Annotated in this window: 15 protein-coding genes; 2 read left to right on the top strand and 13 right to left on the bottom strand. The window is 60.0% G+C overall.

Translation table 11 applies throughout. From position 1 onward, the window contains the following. The first annotated feature begins 99 nt into the window (after window positions 1–99). Entirely contained in the window at window positions 100–603 is a 504-nt protein-coding gene (locus SKP52_RS23610; protein WP_037554255.1) for a hypothetical protein, read from the top strand. Here the strand turns inward: SKP52_RS23610 and SKP52_RS23605 are convergent. The 5 genes from SKP52_RS23605 to SKP52_RS23585 all read right to left on the bottom strand — a co-directional run bounded on the left by SKP52_RS23605 (window position 600) and on the right by SKP52_RS23585 (window position 6,228). Beyond that, window positions 600–1,175 carry a hypothetical protein gene (locus tag SKP52_RS23605; RefSeq protein WP_037554256.1) on the bottom strand — a complete coding sequence of 192 codons (576 nt, stop codon included), beginning with the start codon at window positions 1,173–1,175 and terminating at the stop codon, window positions 600–602. The two genes, SKP52_RS23610 and SKP52_RS23605, sit on opposite strands and share 4 nt — an antisense overlap. Continuing rightward, a complete protein-coding gene (locus tag SKP52_RS23600; protein WP_040110188.1) occupies window positions 1,172–3,547 on the bottom strand; it encodes a phospholipase D-like domain-containing protein in 2,376 nt (791 codons plus the stop codon). Before SKP52_RS23600 ends, SKP52_RS23605 begins: the two co-directional genes overlap by 4 nt. Beyond that, window positions 3,544–5,058 carry a hypothetical protein gene (locus tag SKP52_RS23595; RefSeq protein ID WP_141237228.1) on the bottom strand — a complete coding sequence of 505 codons (1,515 nt, stop codon included), beginning with the start codon at window positions 5,056–5,058 and terminating at the stop codon, window positions 3,544–3,546. Before SKP52_RS23595 ends, SKP52_RS23600 begins: the two co-directional genes overlap by 4 nt. 227 nt (window positions 5,059–5,285) lie before the next feature. Then, window positions 5,286–5,957 (bottom strand): nucleotidyl transferase AbiEii/AbiGii toxin family protein, encoded by a 672-nt coding sequence (locus tag SKP52_RS23590; RefSeq protein WP_037554259.1) that lies wholly within the window; start codon window positions 5,955–5,957, stop codon window positions 5,286–5,288. 4 nt (window positions 5,958–5,961) lie between these two features. Beyond that, window positions 5,962–6,228 carry a hypothetical protein gene (locus SKP52_RS23585; RefSeq protein ID WP_228383955.1) on the bottom strand — a complete coding sequence of 89 codons (267 nt, stop codon included), beginning with the start codon at window positions 6,226–6,228 and terminating at the stop codon, window positions 5,962–5,964. A gap of 194 nt (window positions 6,229–6,422) precedes the next feature. On the opposite strand from SKP52_RS23585, the gene SKP52_RS23575 reads away from it, so the two are divergent. After that, the gene (locus SKP52_RS23575) at window positions 6,423–6,632 is read left to right on the top strand and encodes a hypothetical protein (protein WP_037554261.1); all 210 of its coding nucleotides are present in this window, start codon (window positions 6,423–6,425) and stop codon (window positions 6,630–6,632) included. Between the two features lie 35 nt (window positions 6,633–6,667). Here the strand turns inward: SKP52_RS23575 and SKP52_RS23570 are convergent, their stop codons facing one another. The 8 genes from SKP52_RS23570 to SKP52_RS23535 form a co-directional block, all read right to left on the bottom strand. After that, a complete protein-coding gene (locus SKP52_RS23570; protein WP_052182091.1) occupies window positions 6,668–9,892 on the bottom strand; it encodes a conjugal transfer protein TraG N-terminal domain-containing protein in 3,225 nt (1,074 codons plus the stop codon). Window positions 9,893–9,916: 24 nt separating this feature from the next. After that, window positions 9,917–11,365 carry a conjugal transfer protein TraH gene (locus tag SKP52_RS23565; protein ID WP_052182092.1) on the bottom strand — a complete coding sequence of 483 codons (1,449 nt, stop codon included), beginning with the start codon at window positions 11,363–11,365 and terminating at the stop codon, window positions 9,917–9,919. Further along, complete coding sequence (locus SKP52_RS23560) at window positions 11,365–12,198, bottom strand: conjugal transfer protein TraF (protein ID WP_037554262.1); 834 nt, start codon at window positions 12,196–12,198, stop codon at window positions 11,365–11,367. Before SKP52_RS23560 ends, SKP52_RS23565 begins: the two co-directional genes overlap by 1 nt. Before the next feature lie 175 nt (window positions 12,199–12,373). Next, a complete protein-coding gene (traN, locus tag SKP52_RS27520) occupies window positions 12,374–15,559 on the bottom strand; it encodes a conjugal transfer protein TraN (RefSeq protein WP_052182093.1) in 3,186 nt (1,061 codons plus the stop codon). Beyond that, on the bottom strand, window positions 15,556–16,341 hold the full coding sequence (gene trbC / locus SKP52_RS23550) for a type-F conjugative transfer system pilin assembly protein TrbC (protein WP_228383954.1): 786 nt from the start codon (window positions 16,339–16,341) through the stop codon (window positions 15,556–15,558). Before trbC ends, traN begins: the two co-directional genes overlap by 4 nt. Next, a complete protein-coding gene (traU, locus tag SKP52_RS23545) occupies window positions 16,311–17,312 on the bottom strand; it encodes a conjugal transfer pilus assembly protein TraU (protein WP_081933013.1) in 1,002 nt (333 codons plus the stop codon). Before traU ends, trbC begins: the two co-directional genes overlap by 31 nt. 59 nt (window positions 17,313–17,371) lie before the next feature. After that, complete coding sequence (traW, locus tag SKP52_RS23540; protein WP_081933006.1) at window positions 17,372–17,977, bottom strand: type-F conjugative transfer system protein TraW; 606 nt, start codon at window positions 17,975–17,977, stop codon at window positions 17,372–17,374. A gap of 29 nt (window positions 17,978–18,006) precedes the next feature. Further along, window positions 18,007–18,555, bottom strand: coding sequence for a S26 family signal peptidase (locus tag SKP52_RS23535; protein WP_037554305.1), 549 nt, complete (start codon window positions 18,553–18,555; stop codon window positions 18,007–18,009). Between the last annotated feature and the right edge of the window lie 3 nt (window positions 18,556–18,558).

Here is an 18,558-nt window from a genome sequence, read left to right as displayed (position 1 = left end):
AGGCACGAACGTTCCGGGCACGTATGTTTCTACCCGTGTACAATCGGATTACATCTTCAGCGACAGAAGCTGTTCACCAATTGCTGCTAGTGTGTGCCCATGATGGAACTTGCCGATCACGACCGAGCCTTTTGGGACGATGGCGAATGGGTCAGCTGGGACGAGATTAATCAGCAGATCGAATACAAGGAATGGCGGGCGAAATATCCAAACGCCGACATCTCCCTTGTCCCGATCTTCGAAAGCCTTCTCTCAACGGCATGTAGCTACAATGCCCACACCGGGAAGCATTTGCACGTCTACGGCGATATCGGCGAATTATACGGCGCGATCACCCACGGTATCCGGTTGAACCGAAACTACGCGCAAGGGTCCGACGGACGACTTGGCAACGACCTGATCGAAATCAAAACGATCACGCCGTTCAAGCGGACGGACACCGTTGAAATCAACATGGCGCGGAACTTCAGCAAGGTTCTGATCGTCCGCATCAACGACGAGTTCGATATCAGCGGGAAGCTGATCGACCGGAAATCACTCCCCAAGGCGAAGGGGAAAATCCGCGTAAGCTGGAGTGAGGTTTCCGGTCAAGCGATCATCTAGTCGAACACCATCTTCCGGGTGACAGACGTCGTTCCCAACGTCGCATAGGAACCGTCGTCCAATAGCTTGGCTAAGCCCACGCAGTTGAACCATTTGGCGCTGATGCCATTGTCCGCCAGATATTTGGTCACATACGCCTTCGACCAACCCTTGCTGGTCGATGCCAACCGGTTGCCGCGACCTACGATTGTCTCTTCCGGATTGCCGATGCCTATCGAAGAGCAACGGTAGGCGTCCGGTATGATCAACTTGTCGCCCTCGAAACCGATCCCGCTGATGTTGCCATCGTTCGGCAGGGTCTTCACTTCCCCCGCAGAGATGTCGATGGTCTGAGACATTTGCGCCGCATGAACGCATTCGTAGCCGTCTTTGATGGACCAGCAGCGGGTCAGCGCGTCAGAGAAGCCTCCGACGCCCGATTGCGCAACAAAGCTTCCATCCGCCATCTTCTCCCAAGTCACCTGCTTGCCAGCCGATGGCGGCATATCGACCGGGCGCGACAGGAAGTTCCAAGCGCCGTAACCGGTGGCGATGGTCGCGACGGCGGCTACGCCGATCCAAATCTTGCTCATTCAACTCCGTCCCTTTCCGAACCAACCATGGTGTCTTCTGCCGCTGTCGCCGCGATATTGTCCGCGCTTGCCAGCAACCCCAGTCTCATTCCGATCGAGCGATCCAAGCCAGCGCGAATGTCCGCGGCGGTGGTGCCAGTTAGTTCCGCAGCGGTAAGGCCGAGCAGTTTTATCATCAGCACCCGAAGTTTTGAGACATATGGCAGGAAGTCGCGATTTGCCCGATTGTTCGGCATCAGTGCTTCAATGGCGTCGAGCGCCCAAAGCGAGGTTACCCAGCATTCCATAAAGTCGACCGGCATTTCGCTATACTCTCGTGCCATCATGAGCCGCGAGATAGCTGGCGATTTACCGCCAAAGAATGCGACGAGCGCCCGTACGACCAGTCGGGGCCATGACTGGGGTGCGCTCGAGCAATCGAGCCCCTTGGGGAGATCGTTGCAGCGCGCCTTGAAGAGCAGGAGCAGGATCCAATAGCGAAGACGGAGGACCTCGGCTGATCCGATGGCATCCCCGTCATCTTCGATTTCCTCTGCATAGGCCCAGATATAATATTCGAACTCTTTGGCATCTATTTTCCGACGCTCGACGGGTTCCGGGTTGACCGAAGCTAGCGCTGCGGACTCGACGTCGGCATCCGGCACGTCATCTATATCATCCGTTTCTTCGCCCATATCGAGCCAGCCGTCATCGTCGCGATCGGCGCTGGGCTCACTGCGCCCGGTCAACAGATTGAGGAAATCGCGAATGCTGTCGGTGTAGGTGCCCGCGAGACTATTGGCTCCGTTCCCACTCCCCCGCGCACTGCCTGGGCGCGCTTCGGTGAATTCCTCATAGCTGAGATTTGTGGGGTCCGCCGCCGCCCCGACTTCTTTCGGTTCTCGCGGGCGGGCGCTTGCGATCGCGGCACCCTCTTTGCTCTGCGAGAAATCGGCCCGGACCAGCGTTTCGAATGCTTCGTGCATCCATAGCTCAAAATCGGTTCCATCGGTGAATTGAGAAAGCGCACGAGCAACGCGGCCGCTGGCTGCTTCCCGGCGACTTTCTCTCAGCGCCTGACGGTGCGAAACATGGGCCGTCGTTGACACAAATTCGCCGCGGACAATGCGCGCAAAGAACAGCTTCTGCTGAAGTTCCGAGGTGATCGGCACTGCTAGTCGAGAGCCCGCGCTTGCAAAGGACGCCGCTGGAATGTCGTCTAGCAGTGCGCCGGCACGGTCTAGGAGCTGGATGATACCGTCTCCCGCATCGCCGATAGGTGGCTGCCAGAACAGGGAACCTTGATCCGTTTCAAAGGAGCCAGGACGCCGCGCCTCCAAGATCGCCAGCGGGATTTCAGGCAGGTCTTCGCGGTCCGCCAATTGGGAAAGCTCAAGCCGATCAGCGTCGATCCAGCGATCGAGGCCCAATGCTTTGACTGCGGTCCCCGCGGGCAGCCGCCGATAGACGCAGGCCTCCGCGTTGCTGCCGGCGCTACTAAGCGCCGCAGTCGTGCAATTCGCGCTCCCAAAAAGGATATGGTCATGATGCTTCGTCAGCGCGACGAAGACTTTCGCATGAGTGAAGCGCGAGTTCGGGGAATTGAGATCTACGAGCCGAACCTTTTTTGCGAAGGCAGCTTCGGCGGGGAATTCGTGGTGTTCGCTGTCGATAGGAAGGATGATTTCTTTGGGCGAGAGCTCCGCCGCCAATTCAGAAAGGGCGCTGAGGTTGCTATCCCAATAAGGGCTGACAACGAGCAGCTTCCGCACCTTCTCGTTGCCGATCCATTCCACAAACTGGTTCGAAATTCCGCGATCGGTTGATGAAGGAAGAAAGCCAATCGCAGAGCCGTCGTCGAGTTCCTTGAGCGGCGCTCCGACCGGCCCTTCCAGCCACGGCGCCCGTTCGCGTGCCCAGCGCAGCGCATCTCGTGCGGGCGACGCTTCCTCTGAAACTAAGGAGTTCAGATACTGCCAGATGGCGCGTAGGATTTCACGTTCGGGTCCATCTTCATTGCCAGACTCGATCTCGATGGCGATTTCCACGTTTCCGCCGAGGCCGGCGCCGGTGGCGTTGGCCGAGCTGACAAATGCCCTTCCCGTTTCGCGACCGAGTTGCAGAATGATCTTCGGGTGGAAGATGCCGTCACTCGCTGGTGGGCTATGGAGTGCGTAATCGCGGCCGAGCGCGACGGGCAATCTCGAGCCGTCGGTAAGCGCCATAGCCGCCATGCGATCGTCGGCCACCAAGAGAAGATTGTTGGCGCCGCTGGCCCTAAGCTGCGGCAGCAGGATTTCTTCAACCGCCGCGAATTCGACCGCGAATGTGGTTGTGATGGCACTATGAAAAGGCTTGCGGGGTCGACGGCCCAACCGTTCAGGTAGTTTCATGCGGCTGCCTCCAGCAAGGGAAGCGCGCGCGAAGTCGGACCATCTTCATTCAAGAGGTGAATGTCTTCAAGAAACTGGATCGCAGGCATAAGGCGAGGTGTCGTCGCGACCGGCTGATAGTTTTTGAGATAGATCAGTCGGCCGTCCCGTACCTCGAACAGGAAGGTATAATCTCGCTGCCGGCGCAGCTTCTGCATCGCAACCCAGCTATGACGTCGAACTACACGTTCGATCATATAGTCGGCGATCTTCTCGATGACGGTCTGATCTTCCTCCGAGGCCAGCCAGTTTAGCTCGGTGCGCAGAGAATGCGCCATGCCGCGGAGAGGAAAGCCTCGATTGATCCGGTCAGCGAGATCGGGACGGTCCAAGGTCCGTTGATGGAGCGCCGCCATGAGCTGAACGGCCGCCATCGCCTTCTCATCAGGGGCGCCGCGCCAGTTTGTAATCTGGTTCCAGGTCTCTCTAAAGTCGTAGGTCTCGCGGACATTCCTAGACCGGAATTCACGCCATGATCCGGCGAATCCCAGCTCGGATTGCGACGTGAGCTCGTCGACGACTTGCGCGCGGATTTCGAGAATCGGCAATCCGCCGTCGGCGGAATTGAGCAGCGAGAGGGCCCAAGCCAGCAGGGACGCGGCCGCCACCTGCATCAGGTCCTGACAGTTGTAGACTTCCCAGTTCAGTCGTTGAGCCTCAAGCTCGGCGGGCAGAGGATCCGCGGGCACATCGAAGAGGTGCCATCGGACATCTTCCGGTCCGGGAGCCGCTTCGATGGCGCGCGCTGTATGGAGGACGAGCCGCAGCGATGCGCTTCGACTGTGCGCGTTCTCCGAGGCAGTGTCACCTTCGGCGAAAAGGAGCATTTCGTAAAATTCGCGCTCGGCGCCGTCTTCGTCGATTTCGGACGGAGCAATTGGGCTAAGGCGCTCGAGTTCGCGAGCACTCACGCTGGCGTCGGCGATCTTCTTCCTGAGCAGCTTTGCGACGTCTGGGCCGATCGCATCGGCGAATAGGGTCGCGGCTCGCTTGCCGAGTTCGCGTGTGGCGACTTGGATGCCATGCTTATTGTAGGTGAAGAGCCCCATCTCTTCCATCTGGGAAAAATATGCGCCTCCGAAGACGCCAAGCGCTTGGCGCAAATATAGCTTCTGCGATCGATCGGTTGAAGCGGCGGCGGCGAAGTCGATGACCTTCTTGTCTACGGCGAGCCGGCCATTTGCCCATTCCGTTCCGCCGACACCCGTCTCTTCGGCATATGCGGCGACGAGGGCGTAGAGCGCCTCAGCTTTGCGGAGCCAGGTTCGCCATGCCTCGAAATCGTCGGACGCTCCGCTACGCGCATAGGTTTCGCTGACCCAGCAATAATAGCAGTAATAGCGCATTCTGAGGGTAACATTGCTGATACCCGGCAAAAGGGCTTGGTAGAGCAGCACGCCGCTATTTTGGATGCCTAGGGGGTCTAGGCCGCGCTTGTCAGCCTTCTCCGTCCACTGCGGTAATAGGTCCAAAATTTCCCCCTATTGAGGGCTCCAAGACTTGGTCCCCCTTATCGTATAAGACGTCTCGCGCGCCGTTTTCCGGAAGTTAGATCGAGACTGTGTAATCTGGCGTAGCGCCCCCAGACGCTGCCTCGACATATCGAATTTGGATCGCAGCGCCATGAAGATTTGCGCCGTTGCGGAACGATATCGAGCGCGACGGTGCGGCCAAAAGGTAGTGCTAGCCCGAAGTGAGGTCAGTTGGTGATTGCAAGCTCAATCAGGTTTCGGCTGATATCCCTTGAATGCGCGACGAGGCTGCGCGTGTGTTCGCGCAGCATGAGCTGCCCGATGATCCCTTCGACATAGGCCGGGTTGGTCTTGTCGATGACTTCCAGCGCAGTCTTGCATTTGTCAGGCGGGCATTGCTTGAGGGCCGATAGCACGTAGTCGGACCCAAAATGCTCAGCGACCGCGGCGAGATCGAACATGTCTCGCGGTTGGAGACTCCAACCGCGATAGAACACCTTTTTTGCAATAATTTCTGCCGGAGTTTCAAGCGCGACAGCGTGACCTCGTACATCGGTCGCTGCGGTCGGGTCGAGCAGGATATTGTCGCAGCAAATGAAGTCGATTTCGCCCAACTCCTCATATGCGAGCTTTAAGACATCCGTGCCGGCCTGATAGCTATCGGGAGCCCGTTCGAGTTTGATACCCTGTGTTTCCGGGTTCAAAAACGGTAAATATTGTGGATCGTCCAGAAACAGATCGATGTCGTGACTCTCCCGATGGTCGATCTGCAGCATGAGCGCAGTCCCGCCGCCAAAACTCCAACTGGGTGAAAAGCCGTTCGCTTCGTTGAAGTGCTTCAGGATATCGATTGCGAGATCGAAAAGGGCCGGCCATTCGCTTGGCCGCTTCTCGGGCACGGCGTCAGGCCGCCAGCGGCAATGCGTAACCCGAAAGCTGGGAGACTTGCTCAGCGACTTGGCTCGCTAGTTGCTCATCCACATTCATGGCCCACATGAACTGCTTCTGGACCTGAAGCGGAACTTCGGAGAAGAATGCGAAAACTGGCGCATTAAAGCTAATCGCGCTATCGGAATCGACGATCATAGCGGCAAGCTGATGTGCAGAAACAGCCGCCCCGTAAGGGGCGTTCACCGTAGTAAGCACTTGAGTTACAGCGTTTGCCATCATCCGACTCTTAACGCGACCCTCTCTGGATCGTTGCTCCTATATAGCTCTGAGCTGTTATCAAAACAAGAATGGCGGCTTTCCTGGGCAAACCCGGCTCAAATTCCGCTGCGTCGGAGCTTATCTGTAACCGCAAAACATGCAGAAACTTGCCGTTCTTGGGTGTTTCCTGTATGTTCGCATCGAAGGATTGGCCCATGAATGACGACGACAATTTCGCGAGGCGACTCTACGATCCGTCGCACCCGCTGTACGTTTCGTCAGCAGCGGAGGATGGACTCGCACGACTAACCAAGAACCGTGGCGACATGAAGGAGCTTGGGCCTTGGGGTGCGCGCCTCTTGTATGCCGGGCTGGCGGTAGTTGCCGCCTATTTCGGGTTCATCCTTGTCTTCGGAACACATTGACCACGGCCAGCGGTTAATTCCGCTGGCCGCGGGCGTCAGCGCTTGCGACCCTTCCCGCCACGCGGCTTTGGATCATGTTCGATGTGAAGATGATTGTTCGCCGGATTGTCGCGGAACGTCTCAAAATTGACGTCATAGTCCGGTCCGAGGCGTTCGCGAACATCGCGAGCCCACTGGCGGCCCTGCGCAATGCTGATGTCATTCCCGCGCAGATCAAGCCCCTTCCCTTCGGGATGCAAACTACCGCGAGAATGCTGACTGTCGCGGGCAGACGTTACGATGCGCTGCGGCAACCCGAGCGCGTGAGCCGAGGCAGCAGCGGCGGTCAACGCCGGCGCCATGCTCGAGTCCATTGAATTGAGATTTGCCCCGCCCTTAACGCCGAGGCCGGCGGCGGCGGCTACTCCTCCCAGATTTACCCGGTGCCCGCCGAGAGGCGCGTCCGCCGCGTTATCGAGCCCGAGCGCCCTCATCGCCGACGCCACGCCTGGCATGGTGCGGATGACCCACGAATCGTTCCGAGCCTCCGCCGTTGCACCCAGGCTGTCTGCCTGCCGCCGATCGCCGAGCAAGGTTGCCCTCATGCCGTGACCATATTCATCGAGGCGCGCGACGCTCCCATCGAGTCGACCGCTCACATTATCCTCGAGCGCTACGTCACGTGCCGTACCGGAAACATCGACCGCAGGGCCGCGCGCTGCGATCTCGGCCATACCGGCAGCGCCGATCGCGCGTATGTCGTCGGCGGTAGAGAACGAGGGTCCCACAATCGTGCCGGCAGGAGCGTCCGGAACCACGCCGAGGTCGCGGTGCATCTGATCAACGCGATCGTCCATGAACTGCTTCAGCAAAGCGTCTTGCGTCATCGCCTGCGTCGTCGTCATGTTGACCAGGCCCGGGTGATAGCTCTGATCGAGATGACGATTTTGCGGGTCCATCATTGCAGTTTGAGCATAGCGGACGAATTCCTGGCTCAAATTCTTGTTCAAGGCATAGCCGTCGCGCTCGAACTGCGAGAATTCGCTCGACCAACGCTGATACCGTTCTTCCGCGCGCGAAGCTTCCTCGCTGAGGCTTTGTGAGTGCCTCAGATCCTGCGATACTTCCTGCCCCAGACCACGGACCTGACTGTCGGTCGACGACGTGGTTGCACGATAGAAGCTCTCGCGCGCTTGCCGAGCAGCCTCCGAATTCGATTCCCTTTCAAGCCACTGATAGGCGTCAGTGTTTGCGTTCTGAGTTGAAACGCCCTGTTCTGTGTTCCTTCTGTCGCTCGAATTGCCGTCGATGCCGATCTTCCCATCGACTTGACCTGAGAGCGGCCCGCGTTTTCCACTTACCGCACCCGACGCACCAACTCCCGCCCTTCCGGTCAACACCGTATCACGAGCCAATTTATCCGCTTCGCTTTTCGTCATGCCAAATTGGGTCTGAAGCGTATTCGACCACTGTGACGAAAGATCTTGGACCTGAGCGATCGACGACTGCAGCGAGCGACCTTCTTCGGTTGTTGAGCTCGCCGACGTCTGCGCCGTGTCGAACAGCCGCGCCGATTCCGTGCGCGTCGTCGCCCAGCTATCGTTCGCCGCAACGCGCTTCTGCTCGACGACACCCGACCCTTGGCTAAGCCCCTTCTGCAGCTGCGACCCATAATCCTTGCTCGCCGAGATCGCGAAGCCAAGGTTCGAAATGCCCTGACTAGTGTCGTAAGCGAAACTTCCATCTTCGTTATAACGCATGAACGCGCCATCCCCGGCGCGCTGCTGGATGGTCGCGGCGCCAGTGCTGAAGCTCGGGGCTGTCGTGTACTGGTCCCGCTGCAGCGTGTTGACTTGCCGGTTCATCAGCGAAGCGTTGCCGTACGAATAATTGCCCGTGGTCGCTTCGGCCGCGGCCTGCTCAGCCGCATTCTGGCTTGGCGAGAGAAAGCTCGCGGAATGCGACGCGATCGCCATTGCGCCTTTCGCCATGCCGGCAGCGATGAACGGCACGGACATGATCATATAGCCGGCGAGCGCGCCGACGTCCTGGTTGACAGCCGAGATGCCGGAGAAGTTGGCGGCCGTCATCCCACCATTCGCGCCCCACGATGCAAGAGAATCCTGCCAACGCGACATGAAGATCATGTTCAAAATGACGAACAGCGGCCCCCAGGCAGCCAGATAGAAGAAGCCCGTGATATAGCCTTTGGCAACGGTCATGCCGTTGGTGGGCAGCAGCATCAGCAGGAACAGGATTGGGAAGAGCGAGTAGAAAACGACCGTCAGAACGATGTTCAGCAAGGGAACCCATTTCATCGCGCCCGACGCGATCGTCGAATAGGTATTGCGGGTCTGAATGTCCGCGCGAGTCTGCGCGAACGCATCGATCGAACCCTGCGCGGATCCGCTAGCAAAGCTGTCGCGCGCCTCCGTCAGCGCATTGATGAACATCGCCTGCCGAACGAGCTGACCGCTGCTCGAGCCCATTCCTGCGGCGTTCATATTACTGATGTCGTTGTTCAGGCGGGTCGACGCTTGCGCAACCGGAATGCCGGGGAAGAACTGAGCTGCAATTTTGGGAGCTGCGATGGCGTAGTAGTTGCTCCAGCCATTGCGAATGAAATTGTAGGCCGTCTCGCAGGTGACGATGCCCGATGTGCCATCGGGATAGATATACTGCTGCGAAAGCGCGACCGACCCCGGCCCCATCGCAGTGAGCAGATCCGAGGACTTCAGGGTGTCGTCATAGGTTTTGCGGCCGAGCAGGATGTCATAAAAGACGCACTGCTTGAAATGCTCGTTCAGGTTGGTCGCATAGACCGGATCGTCGATCCTCAGGCCCTGCGTAGCATCGAGCAACTTCGCGCCATAGATCATGCCTCCGGTCGAATAATTGAGCACTTGGGGCATGGCGAACACGGTCTCGGCGGCTCGCGTGAGATAATCGCCGATCTGGCTGGTGAAGCCGGCGACCAGGCCGAGGCCGACCGGAACATTGTCGACGACCGCCGCCGTCACGCCTGGGTTGGTGCGATCGGTAACTTTTACCGAGATCGTGGGCACCATGACGACCAAATACATCAGGGTCGCCTGCATGAACCATTTGAGGAGCGCCCGCGGATCCATATTCCACGCCGTGACGAGGAGCGCCCAGGTGAACGCCATGACCATGACAACGCGAATGAGGCCACGGTAACCACCGGAGCCTGACCACGACGCCACCGCGTTGAAGACGTTGACGAGATACTCCCCGCCCCCGACCGTGAACACCTCGATCATCGCACGCGCTCCTTCAGCCCGGAATCAGGGCCGCAAACCTTGCGCCGACAAAGCGCGGGAGAAATTCAGGGATGCCGCCATCCCCGGCGCCATGCGCGTCTGCAGGGTGCTTTCGATCATCATCGCGCGATCGACGATCTCAAAGGTCCGCGTCACGCGCTGGTTCACCGTGCTTTCGCGCTCGAACAGCCGCTGGCGCACGCGCGCAAGCTGTTCGTTGAACTGGCGCAAATTTTCGGAATCGGCTTGATTGCTGTTGTTCGACTGGCCCGAGGCCACCTGATCGAGCATCCGCTGGACGATCGAGTTGAGCAGGTCGATCGCGGTGACTTCGGCGAGCGAGTTGAGCTCGCCCGGCGACAGGTTGAAGCCCGAGGCCGCCTGTACGGCAACAACCTTGTAAAGCGGGATGCTGGCAACGCCGAGGAGGTTCTTCTCTTCGGTCGTCAGTGCCGCATTGCTCCGCACCTTGTCGCTCATCGACTGGATCAACATTGCAACACGAGGCCGCAATGCCGTAGCCCCAAGCGCCGGGATCGTCCGCTTGCCCGGATTGAGGCACTTGTCGGTTTCGTCACAGCCGAGGACGTCGATCTCCTTGTCGCCGTCAAGCAGCGCATCGAGGATCGCGGGATCGCCCTCCCCCCTATAGATGATCGGGAGCGGGTCGTTGTCCGATGGACGCTTGCCCACGACGATCGTGCCCGTAAGCGTCATGACGAGCTCGCGCATCTGCCGATCCGAGCTTTCAAGCGGCGATTGCTTGATCATGTCCCAGGCGTAGTTTTTCGGGCCCGGGGTCATTGCCGCAAGCGCCAGGTCGGTATTCGAATTGATCGTCGACGATCGCTCGCCGCCATTACCGCATCCGCGACGCGACTTTGCCCAGTCGGAGAAGCGCCCTGCAGACGTGCCGATCGACTGGCAAATTCGATCCTCCGCCGCGTCGACCTTCGGCCATACGGCGCCGACGGCCGCGGCGGCTGCCTCGCAGCTCTGCATGTTGAACTGGTTCACTTTGTTGGCGATGTCCTGCATCTGGTCGATCACGCCGCCGATTTGCGGACTGATGCTGTCGATTGCGAGCTTGAAGGCAAAGCCGATGGCGTTATTCGCGATCGCCTTCAGGTTGGCGACGAATTCCGACATGTTGATGAAGGAGAAGGAGCCCGAGAAGATGTCGATGCCGCCGCAGCCAGCACGGACTTTCGGAAGCTGGATGTTGGCGGGATAGACGCTCTTTTGCGGGAACCGGGCCCATACGGAGCCGAGCGAGTAATAGCCCGCGGACTGGCCCTGATAGGCCGTCGCCCCGGTAGCATTAGCCGACGCGCCCATATCGTTGAAGAAGTCGCTCATCTCGTCGCCAACGCCCGCCTGTGCCGGCGCCGCGGCTACGGAAAGCGCAATGATGCCAATCCCGATCCGGGAAACGGCCACGCGGATCCGCGCGATGAATTTGATGTCGACCATCAGAAGTCGCTCCCCACTTTGGTGCTCGTGAGCATGAAAATGCGTTCGGTGATTTCGTCGGCCGACAAGATGCCGGTGCCGATCGGTATCGGGCGACGAGTCACGGTGTCATAGAGCACCAGCGTCGGGGTGGCCTTGGTGGTGAGGCCCATCTTGGCGTGCTGCCCGACGTCGACGACGTAATTCGGGAATTCGCGGTTCGGTCCGCCGTCCATCGAGACGGCAACGACATTGAAGCCGCTGTTCATCGAAAGCGATTTCAGAATGGGTGCAAAGATCTCGCACGCGCCACAGCTCTGCGCGTAGAAATAGAAGATCCCGTAGCGTTTCGAGAGATTCCGGAGCGCCTGCTCCTGTTCAGCCTTGCGATTGTCGATCCAGGCGCGCTTGGCGAGCGTCGAAACGGGACGCTGAAGCGTATAGTCGAGCTCTGGGTTCTGCCACATCGACCGCTGCCAGACATCGGAGAACATCGAGGCCCGATCGAGCTGCTCGCGCTGGAAACGAATATAGGCTGTCACATTCACTTCCGACGGCTCGAGGATTGCCCGCGCCTTCAGCTCGTCGAGCTCCTTGGCGATCGCAGCCAGCCGTTCGCTCGCGGCTGTCGACGGCGGCGGCGGGGCATTCGGATTGGGTCGCGGTTTCGGTTTGTCGCAATAGAACCAAGTTCCGAGTTTGCGGGCGCCGCAGTAGAAGTCTTGGCTGGGAGAGGGCCTAGTCGCATCAGGAGAGCGATCTTCGACCGAAGATTGTGCTCGAATAGGTACGCCGGAAACGACGAGCAGTGCGCCGGCAAGAGCAATCGCGCTACGGATCGCCGTCTTCATCATTCTTCTCCGTTTTGAAAGGCTGCTTTGCCGCGATCGCAGCGCCGCCTTGGCGAGCGACGATTTGTGCATTTCGAGAACTTCGCGCCCGAGCGGGGTTGTCTGAACCTCGCGCTCCTCGCCTATGTGATCCACCGCTCTGACGAGGACCGAAAGCCGTCGGGATGGAATCATCTCGTCAATTTCCTCCCGGTCCATGCTGCTTATAATAGGCATCGATCTTCGCCTGGATGTCGCTCGCCATCTGCGCTTCATCGGGAAGCTTCACGGCTTCGAGGAAGTCCGCATAGATGTCGGAGAAATCCATCTTGCTGAGGTCGAGGCGCGAGAATTCGTCGACCGTGAAACCGGCGCATTGTCCTTCCTTGGGCTTCCCCCACGGCTTGTTGATTTGCGGCCGCCCCTGCTCCTGCAGGATCCGCGTCAACTTCGATTCAAAGCAACAATAGGCCTTCCGCTTCGTCTGGCAGACGCCGAGGAAGCTCGATGAACAATAGCTGCCGATCGAGACGCAAAGACCGAGGCGATCCTTTACGTCGAGCTGCTTTTCTTCATTCGAGCAAAGGAACGTGGTGAGAAACTGGGTGGCGACGCCTGCGAGCGCTGCAGGTCCGCCACTGAGCCCCGCCCAGGCGGCCGCCGCGGCGACGCCGCCGGAGAACAGGCCCGACACCTTACCAGCGCAGCAGTTGACCAAACCGAATACGGGCTTGTGACACGTCTCGCGCGTGCCCTTGAAAAGCCCCATCGTATCGGGATCGAATTCCTTGCCGACCTGATCGATCGCGCCCATCGCAACGAGCGCATCCTTGAATTCGTTCGAGGCTTCCTCCTCGATCTCGCTGCAGCTCCCGTTGATGCAATACATCGACCCGCCGCAGACATATTCCTTCACATCGGTCGGCGGAGAATTCGGAATCGGGCATTTGAAGGTGCGCTCGGTGACCTTGCAGGGGCCGTTCGGCTCCTCATCAAGGCACGTGTCCCGCACGTGACTGCATTTGGGATTTGACTCGAGCTCGGCGCACTCGCTCTGCCCCGCGCTCTCGCCGTAGCAGGTGCCATTCTGTTCGGTGGCGCCGGGCGGGCAGACCATCGTGACCCTCGCCGGCAGCGAGAGGGTCATTGAACAGGTCGTACCCGACAGCGTGTAATTCGCCGGGCAGCTATAGTTGGGCTGCGCCGGATAGGTCTTGGTGCAGGTCGTGCCCGAAAGGGTGAAGTCGGTCGGGCAGCTATAATTCGGGGTCGCAGGCTGCGTTTCCGTCTTGCTGCACATGTTGCCGCTGAGGCTGTACCCAGACGGGCAGGAATAGATCGGCGTCGCCGGCTGCGAGAGGACCGACTTGCACTTGTCCCCCTGAACTTCCCATCCGGTCGGACAGCTATATGTCACCTCCGCAGGCTGCGCGAGGTCGATCGTGCAAACCGAACCGGACAGCGAGCCGCCATTGGGGCAGCTATAGGTAACCGGCGCGCTCGTCTCATCGGTCCGCGAGCACGTCGTTCCCGAAAGATTATAGCCAGACGGGCAATAATAGACCGGGGTAGCAGACGTCGACGTGACGATCGTGCACGTCGTACCGTTGAGCGTGCCGCCACTCGGGCAAGTATGCGTGACCGTCGCCGGCAGCGAGCTGCTCGTATTACAGATGCTTCCGGCGAGCGTGCCGCCACTCGGACAGCTGTAAGTGACCGTCGCTGGGCTGCTCGAGCTCGTCTGGCACTGCGTGCCGTTAAGCGTCCCTCCGTTCGGACAGCTATAGCTTACGGTCCCCGGCGTCGCGGTCACCATCGTGCACATCGATCCCTCGACGACATAAGCGCCAGGGCAGGTATAATTGACCTTCGGGTGGAAGAAGCACTTCGTCCCGCTGTAACCCTGCGCTTTTCCTTCCTTATAGAAGCCGGTCCAGGTAGTCGGGCAGGTCTTGCCCGTCTTGGCGAAGCCGCAGTAGGGCGCATTTTCGAAGGTATAGAGATCCATCGGCAACGCCCAGCCACTGCACTGATAGACCGGCGTCCCCGGCGTCTGAGTCGTCGTCATGCAGTTGGTGCCGTTCGGCGTACCCCCGTTCGGGCAGCTATAGCTCGCTGTTGCGGCATAGCTCCCGGAGGTAACGCATTCGGTGCCCTGCAGCGTACCGCCGTTCGGACAGCTATAATTGGGTGTCGCGCCATAGCTTCCGGTTGCCGTGCAAGTCGTTCCGACGAGGGTATAGCCTGATGGACAGCTATAATTCGGAATCGCCGTATAGGTCCCGGTCTGGGTGCAGGTCGTGCCATTCAGATCGTAACCGGCAGGGCAGGTATAATCGACGTCAGCCGGCTGCGAGAGCGTGCGCGAACAGGTGGTGCCCGAAAGATTATACCCGGCGGGACAGCTATAGCTTGCCGTGGCGGCATAGGTCGATTTCGAGCGACAGGTTGTCCCTTCAAGGACGTAACCGGTGGGGCAGTTATAGTTCGGCGTCGCCGACTGCTCGAGCGTCCGCACGCAGCGATCGCCTTCGAGCATATAGTCAGCCGGGCAGCTATAGCCGGTAATCACCGCGGGCTCAGTCGTCGTGCGCGTGCAGTTCGTGCCCTGCAGGGTGAACCCGGCGGGGCAACTGTGGCTGGATACCGAAGCGGGCTGAGTCACGACGCATGTCGTTCCCTGCAGCACACCGCCGTCGGGGCACGTATAGGTAACGTCCGCAGGCTGGGTCAGCGTCTTCGTGCAGGTCCGACCGACAAGGGTATAGCCATCGGGGCAGCTCAGCTCCTCGACGCGATCGGGCGTCGTGACGGTGACGCCAACGTCGCACGTCGCGTCATAATAGTCCTGCTTCTCACCAACCTTTACTTCCTCGCAAGTGCCAGGCGTGTTGCTGATGTTCTCGCCGAGCTCGGAGCTCCCGGCGTTCTGATTGATCTCCTCGCCCTTCTTCATGATGTCTTCGAACGACGAAGGATCAACGGTCGCGCGATTGGCGTCCGCGCCCATCATGAATTCCCAGGCTTCGTTACCGACCGCATTGCCGCCCGCGGAATTGAGCGCCCCATCGTCGGTGCCGAAAAGGCTCGAAAGATCGCTCGGCGCCGTCGAATAGCCCGGAATGACGTCGCCGGTGACTTCCTGATCGGGAATCGAGGCGGCTCCCTCTTTCCCTGATTTGGCGAACGCTTCGCCATCCTTGCCGGCAGCCGAAATCTCTCCGGATGGCTGCGATGTTTGCGCCTGAACAACCGGGATAGGACCGACCACCATGGCGACCGCCGCGACGATCGCGACGAGTGAACGGCCCAAGCGCCGAACGCCGGCGCCAGCGACGCCTTCAGGTTCGATCGAAGTTGCTGGTCCAGAGCTGGCGTCGATCATGACCCCTGCCCTTTTTTCAGGCGCGCCAGCGCTTGGCCCGCGATCGCCGAACCGGGGCCACGACCGTCGACGAATGTCTCGAGTGCATATTCGAGCGGCACATTGCCGCTCATCCGATCATAGGGCGGCACGGACGTCCGGCAGTTGAACCCGTCACAAAGTTCGAATTCCGATGTCACGACGACGATCGCCGGCACCGCCGTCACGTCGAATGCGCGAAACAATCGCGGATCGATGCCGATGCTGCCGTAAGCATCCTGGTTGTCGACAACCTTCATGATCCCCTGTTGAAACGCCTTCATGGAATTCCCGGGGAAACCATTAAACACGACAGTGCCGCCTGCTTTCGCCGTATCGCGAATGAGCTGCTTCAGGCTTTGCTCCGGCATCGACAGCGATGCGAAAACGATGAGCTGAGGCGCGCCCTTGTCGCTGGCCTCAAGCTCTTTGGAGGCGGCCAGCATCTCGTCGAAATCTATCGCCCCGGTTGGCGCTCCCCCGAGCACAGCCTTATTCTCGCTGAGGTTGCGGTTCCCGCCGTCGGCCGCCTCGCGCGCATCGGCGCGCATTTCATCACCCCGGCGCGCCACTTCGCGGATGAGCGCCTCCGCGTCGGGATCGGCCGCTTCACCGCGGCTCAGGATATGCTGAATATCGAGGCCATCGACATTCTGCGCCAGCGCGATGCTGCCGCCGCAAGCCGCCAGCAGCACGGCCGCGGAAACAAATTTCCCTTTTCTGGAAAGGTTTTTCAAAGGACGCAGCAATTTCGCTTCCTCCACACGAGATAGCCCATGTCTTCGCCAACGGCGGGATAGGTGTTGCCGGAACCCGGCTTCATGTCGGAGGCGCCGATCGGCGGGCACGCCCAGCGGCCCTTGACCATCGGCGACGGCACCGTGGCCTGGAAGCGATATTGCTGCTTCTTCATGATCGGCATGATGTATTTGCCGCAGAGGCCTTTCTTGCCCATCGTGCCCCAGGCAATGCCTTGCCGGTGAAGCTTGAAGGCGAAGCGCGAGAGGGCCAGCCGGCTCGACTGGACGTGGCCGATGTGCCCCGAGATGTTTCCGTTCATCGGGTACATTGGCCCTAGGCAGCCCGCGCACCAGAAGAGCGGATCGAGCGGCAGCTTGCCGGTGGCGGCACCGCAGTCCGCCGCGCACGCCGTCTGCGCGAGCGGATTGGCGAAGAGCGCCACTTCCGGATTGATCAGCGCTGTCAGCGTATCATCCTGCCAGAGCGGGTCGATTTCAGTGACATAGGCGATGTCGAACGACGACTGCTCGAGGCAGGCCATGTCCGTCAAAATCTCCATCCAGTAGAGGAGCGGATAGACGTACCAATGGACATGCCATTTCGCGCCGCGATCGTGACCGTCGACACTATCGGCCGCGCGGCCGTGCCCAATGTTGAATCCCGGCGAGATCTTCTTGCCGCCGAGGCTGGCGAAGCACCACGGCTTCATTGTGACGTCCGCGAGCCTCACCGGCTCCCAAAAACCCATCGCAACGCCGATGCGCGGAAGCGGCGAGCCGCAAGCGCAGATCGGCAGATCGGGATTGTCGGTGTCGGGCCGATCGGACGGAAAAATCTTCAGCCCGCCAACCGAAAGGGGAAAGAGGCAAGACCAGCACACGTCGGTCACGGGGTTCACGAACTTGCCCGTGCACTTCCCTGGCGTGCCATCGATGCCGGCAGCGCTGGCAATAGCCGGCGCCGCCATTGCCACACCAGCGGCCGCGAGCGTCATGAACGCGGCCGACCGAAGTCGCCGCAGGCCCGACCGGAGCGAGGTGCGAATAAGGCCGATCATTTCCGCCCGACCCCGAGCGGAATTTCGGAAACCTTCATCGTCCTGCCATTCGGTTCCACGACCGCCGGCACCGCGCGGATCCCGAACCGCCCGACAAGAAATCCGCCCTGGTCGAAATAGAAGCGGCGCTGATGCAAGGTCATCGCGTCGAGCGGAGCGCCCTTCACCATGATGAGCTTCGCGGACTGATCATCGAACCGGCGCAAGGCCCAGCTCATTTGATCCTTGTCGTCGCCGTCGATGAAGACGAGCTTCTGGCGCACGGTCACGAAATCGAGCGGATTCACCCGCTGGCCCGCGCGGGCGATCACATTGCCCTTGTGATCGAGAATGTCCTGTTCAACGCGCATCGCCGGATCGAAGATCCAGCTCCGATCGCGCACCGCGAGGCTTATACCGGCGACGGGGCGTGGCCGACGAACACCGGCTTCGGTTTTGCGGGTCAACTCGGCATTCATCCGCTCGATGCCGCCGCTTGCTTCCAGCGTTCGAAGCTTCTGCTCGATAGTCCGCAGAAGATCCGGCTCGGAGATCCGGAATACGGCGCCCTGCTGACCATAATCCTTGGCGCTGGCGATCGGCGCCATGCCGATGATCGCCATTGCCACGACGAACGAAAGAGCCACGCGGTTCACAGCAACGACCACTTCGATACGCCGACAATCTGCCTGGCGCAGACAAACCCGATTGCAGCATAACGGCTGTCAAATCCGTCAGGATGGGGACTACCCATATAATAGCAGTCGTTCGGGATCACGCCTGTCGGCCCGGGCTCCAGTTCTTCGCCGGCAGACGACACGGGCTTGAGCTTTGCGACCAGCTGTTCCGACGGAGCTTCGTTGCCGGCGCCGGCGGCCCAGCTCACAACCACATCCGCTCCGCGATGCGTCACAATATCACCGGGCAGACCATAAACGATCTTGCCGAACACGGGCGGCTCGGCTCCAAAATGGGCATGGACGAGGGCATTGGACGGCGGCGCAAAAAACGCCACTTCGCCGCGCTTCACAGCCTTCCCGCGCTCGAAATAATAGGCCCAGTTCGGCAAGGAGGGCGAACGATTAATGAAGAACCCATGGCTCTGCGCGTAGGCGTCGAGCGACAACCACGCGCTCGTTCCTGCTACCAGGCCGACAGCAAACAGCGAATTTCGCAGCATGGGCGAGCGAATGCGTCCCATGAT

The sequence above is a fragment of the Sphingopyxis fribergensis genome (assembly GCF_000803645.1).
GTDB lineage: Bacteria > Pseudomonadota > Alphaproteobacteria > Sphingomonadales > Sphingomonadaceae > Sphingopyxis > Sphingopyxis fribergensis.
The sequence above is the reverse complement of the archived record's forward strand: the minus strand, read 5'-3'. Positions and strand labels throughout refer to the sequence as shown.

Bases quoted from the DNA above. Each gene is read 5' to 3' on its own strand.
- SKP52_RS23610 (WP_037554255.1), top strand. From the start codon at position 100: ATGATGGAACTTGCCGATCACGACCGAGCCTTTTGGGACGATGGCGAA.
- SKP52_RS23605 (WP_037554256.1), bottom strand. From the start codon at position 1,175: ATGAGCAAGATTTGGATCGGCGTAGCCGCCGTCGCGACCATCGCCACC.
- SKP52_RS23600 (WP_040110188.1), bottom strand. From the start codon at position 3,547: ATGAAACTACCTGAACGGTTGGGCCGTCGACCCCGCAAGCCTTTTCAT.
- SKP52_RS23585 (WP_228383955.1), bottom strand. From the start codon at position 6,228: ATGATGGCAAACGCTGTAACTCAAGTGCTTACTACGGTGAACGCCCCT.
- SKP52_RS23575 (WP_037554261.1), top strand. From the start codon at position 6,423: ATGAATGACGACGACAATTTCGCGAGGCGACTCTACGATCCGTCGCAC.
- SKP52_RS23570 (WP_052182091.1), bottom strand. From the start codon at position 9,892: ATGATCGAGGTGTTCACGGTCGGGGGCGGGGAGTATCTCGTCAACGTC.
- SKP52_RS23565 (WP_052182092.1), bottom strand. From the start codon at position 11,365: ATGGTCGACATCAAATTCATCGCGCGGATCCGCGTGGCCGTTTCCCGG.
- SKP52_RS23560 (WP_037554262.1), bottom strand. From the start codon at position 12,198: ATGATGAAGACGGCGATCCGTAGCGCGATTGCTCTTGCCGGCGCACTG.
- traN (WP_052182093.1), bottom strand. From the start codon at position 15,559: ATGATCGACGCCAGCTCTGGACCAGCAACTTCGATCGAACCTGAAGGC.
- traU (WP_081933013.1), bottom strand. From the start codon at position 17,312: ATGACGCTCGCGGCCGCTGGTGTGGCAATGGCGGCGCCGGCTATTGCC.
- traW (WP_081933006.1), bottom strand. From the start codon at position 17,977: ATGGCGATCATCGGCATGGCGCCGATCGCCAGCGCCAAGGATTATGGT.
- SKP52_RS23535 (WP_037554305.1), bottom strand. From the start codon at position 18,555: ATGGGACGCATTCGCTCGCCCATGCTGCGAAATTCGCTGTTTGCTGTC.